Annotated in this window: 22 protein-coding genes; 21 read left to right on the top strand and 1 reads right to left on the bottom strand. The window is 44.5% G+C overall.

Annotated elements, in window-relative coordinates:
- The first annotated feature begins 65 nt into the window (after positions 1-65).
- The 18 genes from rplN (at position 66) to WFH18_RS03210 (ending at position 10,200) form a co-directional block, all read left to right on the top strand.
- Positions 66-434: a 50S ribosomal protein L14 gene (gene rplN, locus WFH18_RS03295; protein ID WP_004281503.1), complete on the top strand. Its 369-nt coding sequence runs from the start codon at positions 66-68 to the stop codon at positions 432-434.
- A gap of 9 nt (positions 435-443) precedes the next feature.
- Entirely contained in the window at positions 444-761 is a 318-nt protein-coding gene (gene rplX, locus WFH18_RS03290; protein ID WP_004281502.1) for a 50S ribosomal protein L24, read from the top strand.
- A gap of 16 nt (positions 762-777) precedes the next feature.
- Positions 778-1,314: a 50S ribosomal protein L5 gene (gene rplE / locus WFH18_RS03285; protein WP_004645057.1), complete on the top strand. Its 537-nt coding sequence runs from the start codon at positions 778-780 to the stop codon at positions 1,312-1,314.
- Between the two features lie 9 nt (positions 1,315-1,323).
- Positions 1,324-1,629 (top strand): 30S ribosomal protein S14, encoded by a 306-nt coding sequence (gene rpsN, locus WFH18_RS03280; protein WP_004732275.1) that lies wholly within the window; start codon positions 1,324-1,326, stop codon positions 1,627-1,629.
- Positions 1,630-1,641: 12 nt separating this feature from the next.
- Positions 1,642-2,037 carry a 30S ribosomal protein S8 gene (gene rpsH, locus WFH18_RS03275; protein ID WP_004281499.1) on the top strand — a complete coding sequence of 132 codons (396 nt, stop codon included), beginning with the start codon at positions 1,642-1,644 and terminating at the stop codon, positions 2,035-2,037.
- A gap of 13 nt (positions 2,038-2,050) precedes the next feature.
- Complete coding sequence (rplF, locus tag WFH18_RS03270; RefSeq protein ID WP_004645059.1) at positions 2,051-2,584, top strand: 50S ribosomal protein L6; 534 nt, start codon at positions 2,051-2,053, stop codon at positions 2,582-2,584.
- Positions 2,585-2,598: 14 nt separating this feature from the next.
- A complete protein-coding gene (gene rplR, locus WFH18_RS03265) occupies positions 2,599-2,949 on the top strand; it encodes a 50S ribosomal protein L18 (RefSeq protein ID WP_004281497.1) in 351 nt (116 codons plus the stop codon).
- Positions 2,950-2,951: 2 nt separating this feature from the next.
- On the top strand, positions 2,952-3,449 hold the full coding sequence (rpsE, locus tag WFH18_RS03260; protein WP_004281496.1) for a 30S ribosomal protein S5: 498 nt from the start codon (positions 2,952-2,954) through the stop codon (positions 3,447-3,449).
- 6 nt (positions 3,450-3,455) lie between these two features.
- Entirely contained in the window at positions 3,456-3,632 is a 177-nt protein-coding gene (gene rpmD / locus WFH18_RS03255; RefSeq protein WP_004281495.1) for a 50S ribosomal protein L30, read from the top strand.
- Between the two features lie 3 nt (positions 3,633-3,635).
- The gene (rplO, locus tag WFH18_RS03250) at positions 3,636-4,076 is read left to right on the top strand and encodes a 50S ribosomal protein L15 (RefSeq protein ID WP_004281494.1); all 441 of its coding nucleotides are present in this window, start codon (positions 3,636-3,638) and stop codon (positions 4,074-4,076) included.
- A gap of 45 nt (positions 4,077-4,121) precedes the next feature.
- Positions 4,122-5,441 carry a preprotein translocase subunit SecY gene (gene secY / locus WFH18_RS03245; protein ID WP_171054339.1) on the top strand — a complete coding sequence of 440 codons (1,320 nt, stop codon included), beginning with the start codon at positions 4,122-4,124 and terminating at the stop codon, positions 5,439-5,441.
- Positions 5,442-5,460: 19 nt separating this feature from the next.
- The gene (rpmJ, locus tag WFH18_RS03240) at positions 5,461-5,577 is read left to right on the top strand and encodes a 50S ribosomal protein L36 (protein WP_000867907.1); all 117 of its coding nucleotides are present in this window, start codon (positions 5,461-5,463) and stop codon (positions 5,575-5,577) included.
- A 105-nt stretch (positions 5,578-5,682) separates the two neighbouring features.
- A complete protein-coding gene (rpsM, locus tag WFH18_RS03235) occupies positions 5,683-6,039 on the top strand; it encodes a 30S ribosomal protein S13 (protein ID WP_336754583.1) in 357 nt (118 codons plus the stop codon).
- Between the two features lie 19 nt (positions 6,040-6,058).
- Positions 6,059-6,445, top strand: coding sequence for a 30S ribosomal protein S11 (gene rpsK / locus WFH18_RS03230; RefSeq protein ID WP_004281491.1), 387 nt, complete (start codon positions 6,059-6,061; stop codon positions 6,443-6,445).
- 12 nt (positions 6,446-6,457) lie between these two features.
- A complete protein-coding gene (gene rpsD, locus WFH18_RS03225; protein WP_004281490.1) occupies positions 6,458-7,084 on the top strand; it encodes a 30S ribosomal protein S4 in 627 nt (208 codons plus the stop codon).
- Between the two features lie 16 nt (positions 7,085-7,100).
- A complete protein-coding gene (locus WFH18_RS03220; protein WP_004281489.1) occupies positions 7,101-8,108 on the top strand; it encodes a DNA-directed RNA polymerase subunit alpha in 1,008 nt (335 codons plus the stop codon).
- Between the two features lie 18 nt (positions 8,109-8,126).
- Positions 8,127-8,492 (top strand): 50S ribosomal protein L17, encoded by a 366-nt coding sequence (rplQ, locus tag WFH18_RS03215; protein ID WP_004281488.1) that lies wholly within the window; start codon positions 8,127-8,129, stop codon positions 8,490-8,492.
- A gap of 217 nt (positions 8,493-8,709) precedes the next feature.
- The gene (locus tag WFH18_RS03210; RefSeq protein WP_004732270.1) at positions 8,710-10,200 is read left to right on the top strand and encodes a flavin-containing monooxygenase; all 1,491 of its coding nucleotides are present in this window, start codon (positions 8,710-8,712) and stop codon (positions 10,198-10,200) included.
- 60 nt (positions 10,201-10,260) lie between these two features.
- Here the strand turns inward: WFH18_RS03210 and WFH18_RS03205 are convergent, their stop codons facing one another.
- Positions 10,261-11,433 carry an acyl-CoA dehydrogenase family protein gene (locus tag WFH18_RS03205; protein ID WP_004732268.1) on the bottom strand — a complete coding sequence of 391 codons (1,173 nt, stop codon included), beginning with the start codon at positions 11,431-11,433 and terminating at the stop codon, positions 10,261-10,263.
- A 184-nt stretch (positions 11,434-11,617) separates the two neighbouring features.
- Here WFH18_RS03205 and WFH18_RS03200 point away from each other — a divergent pair, with 184 nt between their 5' ends.
- The 3 genes from WFH18_RS03200 to WFH18_RS03190 all read left to right on the top strand — a co-directional run bounded on the left by WFH18_RS03200 (position 11,618) and on the right by WFH18_RS03190 (position 13,830).
- On the top strand, positions 11,618-11,875 hold the full coding sequence (locus tag WFH18_RS03200) for an FAD assembly factor SdhE (RefSeq protein ID WP_004281484.1): 258 nt from the start codon (positions 11,618-11,620) through the stop codon (positions 11,873-11,875).
- On the top strand, positions 11,868-12,254 hold the full coding sequence (locus WFH18_RS03195) for a hypothetical protein (protein WP_004732265.1): 387 nt from the start codon (positions 11,868-11,870) through the stop codon (positions 12,252-12,254). The genes WFH18_RS03200 and WFH18_RS03195 overlap by 8 nt, the downstream gene beginning before the upstream one ends.
- A gap of 535 nt (positions 12,255-12,789) precedes the next feature.
- Positions 12,790-13,830, top strand: a complete 1,041-nt coding sequence (locus tag WFH18_RS03190; protein WP_004732263.1) for a hypothetical protein — start codon at positions 12,790-12,792, stop codon at positions 13,828-13,830.
- Positions 13,831-13,866: the final 36 nt, after the last annotated feature.

The raw sequence follows: 13,866 nt of genomic DNA, 5'->3' as shown, positions 1-13,866 counted from the left end.
AATTTCGAGTACTCTTTGAGCCTTTCGAAATTTCGACCGGTGTTGCTCGGTTTTGGAGTAGGGCAATGATTCAGACCGAAACTATGCTCGACGTAGCAGACAACAGTGGTGCACGCCGCGTACAATGTATTAAAGTACTTGGTGGCTCGCATCGTCGTTATGCTTCTGTTGGCGACATTATTAAAGTTACTGTAAAAGAAGCAATTCCACGCGCACGTGTTAAAAAAGGTGACGTGATGAATGCGGTTGTGGTTCGTACAAAATTCGGTATCCGTCGTGCAGACGGTTCAGTGATTCGTTTCGACGATAACGCTGCTGTTATTTTGAACAACAACAAAGCGCCGATTGCAACTCGTATTTTCGGACCAGTGACTCGTGAACTTCGTACTGAACAGTTCATGAAAATTATTTCATTGGCTCCTGAAGTTCTATAAGAGGCGATCATGGCTAAGATTAAAAAAGGCGATCAAGTAATTGTGATCGCAGGTAAAGAAAAAGGCAAACAGGGTACTGTTCTGTCTGTTTCTAATGACCGTGTTAAGGTTGAAGGCCTTAACTTGGTGAAGAAGCATCAGAAGCCGAACCGTGCTACAGGCGCTGAAGGTAGCGTTGTAACTCAGGAAGCTTCGCTTCATATTTCAAACGTGGCAGTTTTTAATGCTACAACCCAAAAGGCTGACCGTGTTGGTTACCAAGTGATTGATGGCGTGAAAACTCGCGTATTCAAATCAAATGGTGAATCAGTGGCGGTAGCGAAGTAATAGGTTGATATAGGCCATGGCCAGACTTAAAACACGTTACAACGACGAACTTAAAGCTCAATTACAAGAAGTATTGGGTGTTAAGAATGTGATGGAGATTCCTCGCATCACTAAAATCACGATCAACATGGGTGTTGGCGCAGCTGCTGCTGACAAAAAACTCCTTGATGGTGCTCTTTCAGATATGCAAGCTATCGCTGGTCAAAAACCAGTACTTACGTTAGCTCGTAAATCAATCGCTGGTTTTAAAATCCGTGATGGTTGGCCGATCGGTTGTAAAGTTACTTTACGCGGCGAACGTATGTACGAATTCTTGGACCGTTTGATCTCGATTGCGATCCCTCGTATCCGTGACTTCCGTGGTTTCTCTGCGAAATCATTCGACGGTCGTGGTAACTACTCAATGGGTCTTAAGGAGCAAATCATGTTCCCTGAAATCGATTTTGACAAGATTGATCGTATTCGTGGTATGGATATTACCATTACTACGACTGCTCGCACCGATGACGAAGGCCGTGCGCTTATGCGTGCATTCGGCTTCCCGTTCAAATAAGAGGTCGATATGGCTAAGAAAGGTATGATTAATCGCGAATTGAAACGCGAAGCTACTGTTGCTAAATACGCTGCAAAACGTGCTGAATTAAAAGCTGTTATTGCAAACGTAAATGCATCAGACGAAGAACGTTTCGAAGCGATGATGAAATTACAAGCATTACCACGTAATGCATCTCCAGTACGTCTACGTAACCGTTGTGGTTTAACTGGTCGTCCTCATGGTTACTTCCGTAAGTTCGGTTTAAGCCGTAACAAATTACGTGAAACAGTAATGCAAGGTGATGTACCTGGCGTTGTTAAGGCAAGCTGGTAAGGAGCACTATAGATGAGTATGCAAGATACCGTTGCCGACATGCTAACACGTGTTCGTAACGCACAAATGGCAAAGAAACAAACTGTTTCTATGCCTAATTCTAAGTTGAAGGTAGCAATTGCTAACTTACTTCAACAAGAAGGTTATATTTCAAACGTAGAAGTTGCGGATGCTGAAGGCAAACCAACTCTTACTTTGACTTTAAAGTATTTCGAAGGCAAACCAGTTATCGAAACTGTGAAGCGCGTAAGCCGTCCAGGTCTACGTCAGTATCGCGGTAAAGATGCACTTCCGAGCGTTAAGCAAGGTTTAGGTATTGCAATTGTTTCTACAAGCAAAGGCATCATGACTGATCGCGCTGCACGTGCTGCAGGCGTTGGTGGTGAAGTTATTGCTTTTGTTTCTTAATAGGTGATTCCTCATGTCTCGTGTGGCTAAAGCCCCAGTAACTGTACCTAACGGTGTAACAGTTACTCAGAACGGCCGGCAGGTCGAAGTGAAAGGCACTAAAGGTACATTGTCTTTCAACCTGCATGCGCTGGTCGAGCTTAAACAGGAAGACGGTATTCTAGCTATTGCTCCAGTACAAGAGTCGAAAGACGCTTGGATGCAAGCTGGTACTGCTCGCGCTGTGCTTAACAACCTTGTAAAAGGTGTTAGCGAAGGTTTCGAACGTAAGTTACAGCTTATCGGTGTTGGTTATAAAGCTGCGGTTAAAGGTGACGTTGTTCATCTTAACCTTGGTTTCTCTCACCCGATCGATTATGCACTTCCTGCAGGTGTAACTGCTGAAACTCCAACTGCAACTGAAATCATTCTTAAGTCTGCTGATAAAGCAGCTTTAGGACAGGTTGCTGCAGATATCCGTGGTTACCGTCCACCAGAGCCATATAAAGGCAAAGGTGTTCGTTATTCTGACGAAGTTGTACTTCGTAAAGAAGCTAAGAAGAAATAAGGCGCGAGGTTCTTATGAACGAAAAGAAACAATCCCGTTTGCGTCGTGCGAAAAGCACACGCTTGCACATCCGTGCATTGGGTGCGACTCGTTTGTGTGTAAACCGCACTCCGCGTCACATCTATGCTCAAGTTATCTCTGCAGATGGTGGCAAAGTATTAGCGCAAGCTTCTACTTTAGACGCTACTCTACGTGCGGGTACAACTGGTAACGTTGAAGCAGCTCAAAAAGTAGGTGCTTTAATCGCAGAACGCGCTAAAGCAGCTGGTGTTACTAAAGTTGCATTTGACCGTTCTGGTTTTAAATATCATGGTCGTATCAAAGCCTTGGCTGATGCTGCTCGTGAAAACGGCTTGGAGTTCTAATCATGGCTAAAGTTGAACAAAACGAAGGTCTTGTTGAAAAGCTGGTTGCCGTTGATCGTGTAGCCAAAGTTGTTAAGGGTGGTCGTATCTTCTCTTTCACAGCATTAACTGTTGTGGGTGATGGTAATGGTCGCGTAGGTTTTGGTCGTGGTAAAGCACGTGAAGTTCCAGCTGCTATCTCTAAAGCACTTGAAGCTGCTCGTCGCAATATGATTACTGTTGACCTTGTTGATGGTACGTTACAGCACCCAATTCATGCACGTCACGGCGCTAGCCGCGTATTCATGCAGCCTGCCTCTGAAGGTACAGGTGTAATTGCTGGTGGCGCTATGCGTGCAGTTCTAGAAGCTGTAGGCGTACGTAACGTGTTGACTAAATGCCGTGGTTCTACTAACGCTGCTAACGTAGTAAACGCAACTTTCAATGGTTTGCGTGATATGACTACTCCTGAAAAGGTTGCTGCGAAACGTGGTCTTTCAGTAGAACAAATTCAAGGGTAATCAATCATGAAAACGATTAAAGTTACCCAGACTAAATCTGCATCGCACCGCTTGAAAAATCACAAGCTTAGCCTGCAAGGTTTAGGTCTGCGTCGTATTGGTCATACTGTAGAAGTGTTAGACACACCTTCTAACCGTGGTATGATCAACCAAGTCTACTATATGGTTAGTGTAGAGGAATAAGCCATGACTCTGCGTTTAAATACAATTGCACCTGCAGAAGGTGCTAAACGTGATAACCTTCGTTTAGGCCGTGGTATCGGTTCTGGCGTTGGTAAGACCGGTGGCCGTGGTGTCAAAGGTCAAAACTCACGTAAGAGCGGTGGTACTCGTCCAGGTTTCGAAGGCGGTCAAACAGCACTTTACCGTCGTTTGCCTAAATTCGGCTTCACTAGCCAATTGGCTTTGAAAACTGCTGAAGTACGTTTATCTGAGCTTGCTAAAGTTGAAGGCGACATCGTGTCTCTTGAAACTTTAAAAGCTGCGAACGTTGTACGTAAAGACATGATCCGTGCTCGTATCGTACTTTCTGGTGAAATTACTCGTGCATTCACTGTTCAAGGTGTTGCATTGACTAAAGGCGCTAAAGCTGCTGTTGAAGCTGCTGGCGGCAAAGTCGAGGAGTAATCCCCAGTGTCTATGACTCCTAGTTCTTCAGGTCATGTCAACATGATGAAAGGCCAACCATTTCATGTGAAATACCGTGAAATTATTCGTCGAATGATGTTTCTCATTGGTGCGTTGTTGGTGTTTCGACTAGGAGCGCATATTCCAGTACCAGGCATCAATAATGCTGCGTTAGAAAACTTGTTTAATGCAAACCAAGGTACCATCCTTGGTTTGTTTAACATGTTTTCTGGTGGTGCATTAGAACGAATGTCTATTCTTGCTCTCGGGATCATGCCATACATCTCTGCGTCGATTATCGTGCAGTTGATGTCAACTGTGGTTCCTTCGCTGGAAGCTTTAAAGAAAGAAGGCGAGCAAGGCAAACGTAAAATTAATCAATACACACGACAAGGTACATTATTCTTAGCGCTGGTACAGGCGATAGGTATGTGTGCAGGCCTGATCAGTCAGGGGATTACCCTGAATACTGGTTTGGCTTTTTATGTTCCTGCAGTAACCTCACTGGTTGCGGGGACCATGTTCTTGATGTGGTTGGGTGAACAGATTACCGAGCGTGGGGTGGGAAATGGTATTTCCATGATCATCTTCGCGGGTATTGTTGCCGGATTGCCTAATCTGATTATGCAATCTTTCTCCTCTGTAGATAATGGCCAGACCAGCCTGATTGGCTTGGTAATTTTTGGTTTGTTATCTCTGGGTGTTTTGGCAGCGATCGTGTTTATTGAGAAAGCGCAGCGTCGTATTCCGGTAAACTATGCTCAAAAACAACAAGGTCGTCGTGTATTTACTGCACAGCAGACACATTTGCCATTAAAAATTAATATGGCGGGTGTGATTCCGGCAATTTTTGCCAGCTCATTACTTTTGTTCCCTGCGAGCTTAGGGCAGTGGGTGGGTAGTGCAGATCCAAATGCTGGATTTATTAAGCGTAGCCTGCAAGATGTAGCATTGGTATTGTCGCCTGGTCAGCCGTTGTATTTGGTGCTCTTTGGTGCGTTAATTATCTTTTTCTGTTACTTCTATACAGCACTGGTATTTAGTCCTAAAGAAGTGTCAGAGAACTTGAAACGCAGCGGAGCTTACGTGCCTGGTATACGTCCAGGTGAGCAAACTGCTCGTTACTTAGATCATATTCTCAATCGTTTGACCTTTATTGGCGCGATTTACATCGCAGTCATTTGTTTGATGCCGATGGTATTGCAAAGTTCATTTGGTATTCCATTCTATTTGGGTGGTACCTCTTTGCTGATTGTTGTGGTGGTAGTGATGGACTTTATGGCTCAGCTGCAATCACACCTCACTTCGCACCAATACGATAATCAAACGTTAATGAGAAAAACGACTGCTCATCCTAAGGGATAAGCGCACTTGAGGTTTCATCATGAAAGTACAAGCTTCTGTTAAGAAAATTTGTGGTAGCTGTAAAGTTATCCGTCGTAATGGGGTTATCCGCGTAATTTGTAGCGCAGAACCTCGTCATAAGCAGCGTCAAGGTTAATCTGATTAAGACCTGTTGATTTCTGTAGGCGAATTAGGTTATTATCCGCCCCTCAAGATTTTTGTGGGGCGGTTGATTATCTACTGCCTTTTTGGAGAAAATTGAATGGCTCGTATTGCCGGTGTAAACATTCCGGATAACAAGCACGCTGTTATCTCTCTAACGTATATCTTTGGTATTGGTCGCCATACTTCAAAAGCTATCTTAGCTGCTGCTGGTATTACTCCAACTACTAAGATCCGTGAATTAGATGACGCTCAGCTTGATGCGATTCGTGCAGAAGTTGCTAAGGTTCCGACCGAAGGTGATTTACGTCGCGAAATTTCCATGAACATTAAACGTTTAATGGATTTAGGCTGCTACCGCGGTCTTCGTCATCGTCGCAGCTTGCCTGTCCGCGGTCAACGCACCAAAACTAACGCTCGTACCCGTAAAGGTCCGCGCAAACCTATTAAGAAATAAGATTTCTGGAAGCTAAAAGATGGCTAAAGATACTCGCGCACGCAAGAAGGTCACTCGTACCGTCTCTGAAGGTGTCGCACACATTCACGCTTCTTTTAATAACACCATTGTGACTATTACCGATCGTCAAGGTAATGCACTGGCTTGGGCCACTTCAGGTGGACAAGGCTTCCGTGGATCACGTAAATCAACTCCGTTCGCTGCTCAGGTAGCTGCTGAAGTTGCTGGTAAAGCTGCTTTAGACTACGGTTTGAAAAACTTGGACGTCCTTGTAAAAGGTCCTGGTCCTGGTCGTGAATCTGCGGTTCGTGCTTTAGGTGCAGTGGGTTATAAAATTAACAGCATTACCGATGTGACGCCAATCCCGCACAACGGTTGCCGTCCACCTAAAAAACGTCGCGTGTAAGGAGAAACATTCATGGCTCGTTATATTGGTCCAAAATGCAAACTCTCTCGTCGCGAAGGGACAGACCTGCAACTTAAATCAGGCGTTAAACCGTTTGATGTTAAGACAAAAAAACATGCGAAAGTTCCTGGCCAACACGGCGGGGCTCGTGGTGGTAAACAATCTGAGTACTCACTACAATTACGTGAAAAACAAAAAGTACGTCGCATGTACGGTGTTTTAGAGCGTCAATTTAGTAACTACTATAAAGAAGCTGCTCGTGTTAAAGGCGCAACTGGTGAAAACCTGTTGAAGCTACTTGAAAGCCGTCTTGATAACGTTGTTTATCGTATGGGTTTCGGTTCTACTCGTGCAGAAGCTCGTCAGTTAGTATCTCACCGTAGCATCACTTTGAATGGCCGTCGTGTTAACATTGCGTCTATCCAAGTTAAAGCGGGTGATGTGATCGCAGTTCACGAAGGCGCTAAGCAACAATTACGTATCAAAAACGCAATTGAATTAGCTACTCAACGTGGCATGCCTTCTTGGATGGAAATTGACCATTCTAAATTAGAAGGTACGTTCAAAGCTGCACCGGATCGTTCTGATTTACCTGCTGAAATCAACGAAAGCTTGATTGTAGAATTGTATTCTAAATAATCCTTGAGGAAGCAATATGACGCGTACTGCAAATGAGTTTCTAACTCCGCAAGCGATCAAGGTCGAAGCGGCAAGCGGGACCTCGGCAAAAGTTATTCTAGAACCATTAGAGCGTGGCTTTGGTCATACTCTTGGTAATGCTTTACGTCGCATCCTTCTTTCTTCTCTACCTGGCGCAGCTGTGGTAGAAGTTGAGATTGAAGGGGTCGAGCACGAGTACAGTACTTTGGAAGGCTTGCAGCAGGACATCGTCGAGCTCTTGCTGAACCTAAAAGGATTGTCGATTAAGCTGTTCGATCAAAATGAAGCTTATTTAACATTAGAGAAACAAGGTGCAGGCGACGTAACTGCGGCTGACCTTCGTTTACCTCATAATGTTGAAGTGGTTAACCCTGAACATTTGATCGGTACTTTAAGTGCCTCAGGCTCATTGAAAATGCGTCTGAAAGTGGCTCAAGGTCGTGGCTACGAGACTTCTGATTCACGCTTCCCTGAAGGCGAAACTCGCCCAGTGGGTCGCTTGCAGTTAGATGCGTCTTACAGCCCAATCAAACGTGTTTCATACACCGTGGAAAACGCGCGTGTAGAACAACGTACTGACCTTGATAAACTGATCATTGATCTTGAAACTAACGGTACTGTAGATCCTGAAGAAGCGATCCGCAAAGCTGCAACTATTTTGCAGCAACAAATTGCGATCTTCGTTGACCTTCAGAAAGATCAAGCACCTGTTGCTCAAGAGCCTCGTGAAGAAGTTGACCCAATCTTGCTTCGCCCAGTAGATGATCTAGAGCTAACTGTTCGTTCTGCTAACTGTTTGAAAGCAGAAAACATTTACTACATTGGTGATCTTGTACAGCGTACCGAAGTTGAGTTGCTTAAAACTCCTAACTTGGGTAAAAAATCGCTTACTGAGATCAAAGATGTTCTGGCTTCTAAAGGCTTACAACTCGGCATGCGTTTAGAGAACTGGCCACCGGCTAGTCTCCGTATGGACGATCGTTTCGCCTATCGTAGCCGTTAATTAAGTAGGACTATCACCATGCGTCATCGTAATAGTGGTGTGAAATTAGGCCGTACAAGCAGTCATCGTAAAGCGATGTTCCAAAACATGGCTAACTCTTTGTTCGAGCACGAGTTGATCAAAACAACTGTGCCTAAAGCAAAAGAGTTACGTCGTGTAGCTGAGCCTTTAATCACTTTAGCTAAAAACGATACAGTAGCAAACCGTCGTTTGGCGTTTGCTCGTACTCGTTCAGCAGCAACTGTTGGTAAATTATTTACCGTTCTTGGCCCTCGTTACAAAGAGCGTAACGGCGGTTATCTACGTGTTCTTAAAGCGGGCTTCCGTGCAGGTGATGCTGCACCGATGGCTTACGTTGAGCTAGTAGATCGCGAAGTTAACTAATTTCGTGAAGAATAACGTAAGTTGTTCGAAAAGGTCGGTTGAATAAACCGGCCTTTTTTAATGCCTGTATATTTTAATTTAAAGTGATTGAGTTCAACATAACTGATCTGGCCTGAAAAGATAAAAAAATAGTGGCTTTTTAATGAACTTGACATTGTGTATTGTCAGTTTTGTGATTTAATAAAAACAGATAGCATCGCTTAGGTAAAAGAACAACATGGAAAAGCAGGTAGATATTTTAATTGTGGGTGCAGGGATCTCGGGGATTGGTCTAGCAGCACATCTTTCTAAACATTGTCCGCAACGCTCTTTTGAGATTATTGAACGCCGCGAAAGTATTGGTGGAACTTGGGATCTGTTTAAATATCCGGGAATCCGTTCTGATTCGGATATGTCGACTTTTGGTTTTAATTTCAAACCCTGGAAGAAAGAAAGCGTGCTTGCCGATGGCGCATCCATCAAAAATTATCTGGCTGAAGTGGTAGAAGAGTTTAAACTTCAGCCAAAAACCCATTTCCAGCATCGGGTTCTGAGTGCTAATTATGATTCTGCCACCTGCAAATGGTCAGTAGAGATTGTGGACGCACAGGGTAAGACGCAGATCTGGATCGCCAACTTTATACTGGGTTGTACCGGTTATTATAATTATGATCAGGGTTTTCAGCCGGAGTTTCCAAATCAAACTGCATTCAAAGGTGAGTTTATTCATCCGCAACATTGGCCGGAAAATTTAAACTATAAAGGCAAAAAGGTGGTCATTATTGGTAGTGGTGCGACCGCGATTACCTTGGTTCCTGCGATGGTCAAAGGTGGAGCAGGTCATGTGACCATGTTGCAGCGTTCACCGACTTATATTGCCTCTGTGCCTTCGGTCGATTTTATTTATTCAAAAATGCGTAAATATCTGCCTGAGGAGGTCGCCTACAAGCTGACACGTGCGCGTAATATCGGCATGCAGCGCGGGATTTATGCTTTGGCACAGAAACAGCCAAAATTATTAAAATCACTTTTGCTTAAATCGGTGCAATTCCAGCTGAAAGGTAAAGTGGACATGAAGCACTTTACCCCGAATTATGAACCTTGGGATCAGCGTCTCTGTGTGGTGCCGGATGGGGATCTGTTTGAAATTTTACGTGAAGGGCAGGCATCGGTTGCAACGGATCAGATAGAAACCTTGACCGAAACTGGAATTCAGCTGAAATCAGGTCAACATCTGGATGCTGATATTATTGTTTCTGCAACGGGTCTGAATATTCAAATCCTCGGCGGGATTCAGGCGACGATGGATGGTCAGCCTATCGATACCTCACAGCATATGCTGTATAGAGGCATCATGGTCAGTGATATACCAAATATGGCGCTGATTATTGGCTATATTAATGCCTCCTGGACACTTAAAGTCGATATTGCAGCTGAGTATATTTGCCGTTTGTTGAACTATATGGATCAGCAAGGTTATGCGCAGGTGATTCCTCAGGGAGATCAGAGCGAATTGCTTCAGGATACCGTCATGGGTAGTCTCAGTTCGGGTTATATTGCCCGTGCTGCGGATGTGATGCCAAAGCAGGGTAAACATGCTCCGTGGAAAGTCAGCAATAATTATCTCGCAGACCGCAAGGAACTCAAACAGGCTTCCTTTGAAGATGGGGTGCTGAAATTTAGAAAAAACAGCAATGCTTTAAAGCATAAACCGCGTCTGGTTTCTTAAAGTTATATTTTTGCATACAGAAAAAGGAGTCCTAAGAGACTCCTTTTTTATGAATCCATTTTAAAGTGAACGGGCGATGAGTTCTTTCATGATTTCATTGGTACCCGCATAAATCCGATTGGCACGGTTGTCGATATAGGCACGGGCAATCGGATATTCCAGCATATAACCATAGCCGCCATGCAATTGCAGACATTCATCTACGACTTTGCTGTACATTTCTGAAATCTTGTATTTGGCCGCAGCAGCGGCATCTACGCCCAGTTCGTGATTGAGTTGCAGCTGCATACAGCGATCCAGATAAGTGCGGCACACATCGATCTCGGTACGTAGTTCTGCCAGTTTAAAACGGGTATTTTGAAAATGGCTGATGCTCTTGCCAAATGCCTGACGTTCCTTGGTATATTTCACTGTATGGGCAAAAGCGGCTTCAGCGCCTGCCTGACAGATAATCGCCACAATCAGGCGTTCCCAAGCCAGTTCTTTCATCAGCATCATAAAGCCCATGCCTTCCAGACCGAGCAGGTTTTCTGTGGGTACCCGAACATTGTCAAAGAAGAGTTCGCAGGTATCCTGACCTTTCATGCCAATTTTATTCAGCGGCTTGCCTTTACTAAATCCGGCACGCTCTGCTTCGACCATAATCAATGAAAGATTGGCTGAACCTTTGTCATTATTGCCGGTTTTACAGACCACAATCGCCATGTCACAGAGATAGCCATTGGTAATAAAGATTTTGGAACCACTAATCACATAGTCATCGCCATCGAGTACTGCCGAGGTACGCACTGCTTGCAGGTCAGAGCCAGTTCCCGGTTCGGTCATGGCAATCGCGGTGACGACCTCTCCAGACGCCATTTTCGGTAACCATTGTTGTTTTTGAGCTTCATTACCAAAATTCAGCAGATAATTGGCAACAATATCTGAATGCAATGAAAATCCAGTCGCTGAATCTCCGGCATAGGCCTGTTCCTCAATCAAAATCATGCTATACAGCCGGTCTACGCCAGAGCCGCCATATTCTTCGGGCATGGTAGCGCAGAGCAATCCAAGCTCACCGGCTTTATTCCACAGCTCTCGATCTACATGCTGTTGACTTTCATAACGCTCGGTATATGGAATGACTTCTTTCTCATAAAATTTACTTACCGTCTCGCGAAAAGCCTCATGTCCGGTAGTAAAGAGTTGGCGCGGCAGCATCGGGGCAAGTGGACGAATGGCTGCAGATTGCATCTTGTTATTCCTTATTTTGATCTGTTTGGTTTAAAGTTAGGCCAAGCCAGGATCGGCAGCAATGAGCGAAATGTTCAAATGAGCTAAATCTGCTGATGCTTTTGGTCATTTCTCTGAAATCCCTCGAAATTCAGCAGGCGCTTCAGGTAAACTGTCCGGGTTTATAACGAGTTGGGGAAATTCGATGACTGATGACATCAGCTTAGAAGAGCGCAAAGTGATTTATCGTGCGCGTCGTGGTCTAAAAGAACTGGATGTATATTTTGATCCCTACGTAAAAAACCATTACCTGAATGCTGAGCCTTTCGAAAAACAGATGTTTGCAGAACTGGTTGAGCAGGAAGACCCGGATTTGCTGGACTGGTTTATGGAAGTGTCTGAGCCGCCGCGTCCTGAACTAAAAGATTTTATCAAGAAGCTTAAATTTTACGTTCATGGATAATCGTTGCTTCAAGCTGAAACGCAGTCTGTGTGCATTGGCGTTTCAGCTTTTTATTTTTGCACTGCTGATGTATCTGTTGTATCAGTTATTACCGATTGCACTTTGGGCAGTGTGCGCTGTCATAGGCCTGGTGATTTATCAGCTGTTTTACCGCAAGACACCACAGATTGAACAGTTTGAATATCTGGATGGACGTGAATGGTCATTGACCGCTAAAGCACGATCAACCCGTCGGGTATGTATTAGTCACGTGATTGATCATCAGGCGTATATTGTGGTGTATTTCCAGCATGCCAAGGCGCGACCTCTGCTGATCTGGTGTGATCAATTGCCCTTCAAACAATGGAAGTCCTTAAAATTATTGACTAAATTAATTTAGTTGTAAGACAAATACATTTTAATGATTTGATTAAAATGCACATAAAACAAATATTTAGATCAACTTCCTATTTTTATTGTCAGACAAAAATTACGGTTAATCTATGACTTAGAGAAATTGTCTGACAATTTATTCCCTATGTTTTATTTTTAGCCTGTACATTTAACTCACCAACAGCAACTACGGGATACCTTACTGGAATTTCCAGTGTGGATGTTTCTGATCGTAGCGATTGTTTTGGCTCTGGTAATCGGACGACTCGGGACGGTACTGAAGGATAAATTTTCATCTTAATCAAGCAGGGTTTTATCATTTTTCTGCTTGTACAGTTAATAAGTAGCATGTGCTGAACCGTCGCAATGCTACTTTTTTTTGCCCAAAATTTGGGATTCTCCTAAATACAGTCAATTGCAGCGCGGCCATTTAATGGCAAAGTGTCTCGTCTAAATTAGAGTAAATACTCTTTTATTCACAAAATGCTTCTGATATCTTTAGCAGAAAGATGGACATAATCACAATTATAGAGGACAGGAAAATGTCAGGCGTCCGTAAAATATGCCAAGGTATGGCGACCATTGCAATAACAACAACAGTTTTGACAGGGTGTTCTCAGGTCATTAAAACCGGTGCCAATGTTGCACTGGGTTTCACCGAAAACCATATTGTCCCGCCGATTTTAGCGATGGATGATGCTGAAATGGTGTGTAATTCAGGGAATTCTTTAACGCCGGCCATTATGGCGACCAAAGAAATGGGGGCGGATCCAACGCGGGTGGCCGTGCTGATGTATTCGGCTGCCGGTATTTGTGCCGAGCAAAAAGCGCTGGAAGCCGAGTTACGCTATTTACGTGCTTCAAAAACCAATCAGGTGGCAGAAGCCCAAGATGCCCGAATCGAGCAGAAGCGCTGGGCAGCACTGGCGGCACAGCGTCAATATACTGGTTATCAGCTGTTCCAGAGCCGTTATGAAAAGAAATATCAAAAAGCCCTGGGTGAAGAATGCCCACGCATGAACAGTGATATCGAGCAAACGGTTTATCTGTTGGGTATGCTCAGTGGCTTGCAGGCCATGACCAATGATATTAACTCGGGTGGTGCAGTGCATGTACCGAAAGATATTGCTGCCGTGGTCGAGCGTGGCATGGTGTGTCTGGATAACGCGAAATTTTGGGGTGCGCCGAATGCCACCCGTGCGGTGATCTGGACTTTGTTGCCAGGCGCAGGGGAAGGCAAGCCTGACCCTTACCAAACATTAAAACAATCTACACAAATTGGCGAGCAAAAAGGTGTACGTTTATCTCATGCCTTGTATGCCGTAGCGGCTCAGGCCAGTGGGGATGATGCCAAAGTCCGGGATGCCTTAAAAACCTTTGCTCAGGCACGTACCGAGGAAAAACCGGTGAATCCGCAATTCAAGCTGATCGACAGCATGGCTGCAATTATGGTCAGTGGCATATCGGATCGTTACTGGACAGAAAATACCGGTATACGCAGTGGCGATGATGGCATGCAACGTTTCTGGGATGAATCCGACAGTTCTTCCGAGCTCGATGATCTGTTCAGTGCGGATCTGTAATGCAGATACTATACATGAATCTTCAGGGATGAAGTC

This window comes from Acinetobacter sp. USHLN143 (assembly GCF_037145695.1).
Classification (GTDB): domain Bacteria; phylum Pseudomonadota; class Gammaproteobacteria; order Pseudomonadales; family Moraxellaceae; genus Acinetobacter; species Acinetobacter fasciculus.
Note: the sequence above shows the minus strand (reverse complement) of the source record. Positions and strands in the feature narration are given on the sequence as shown.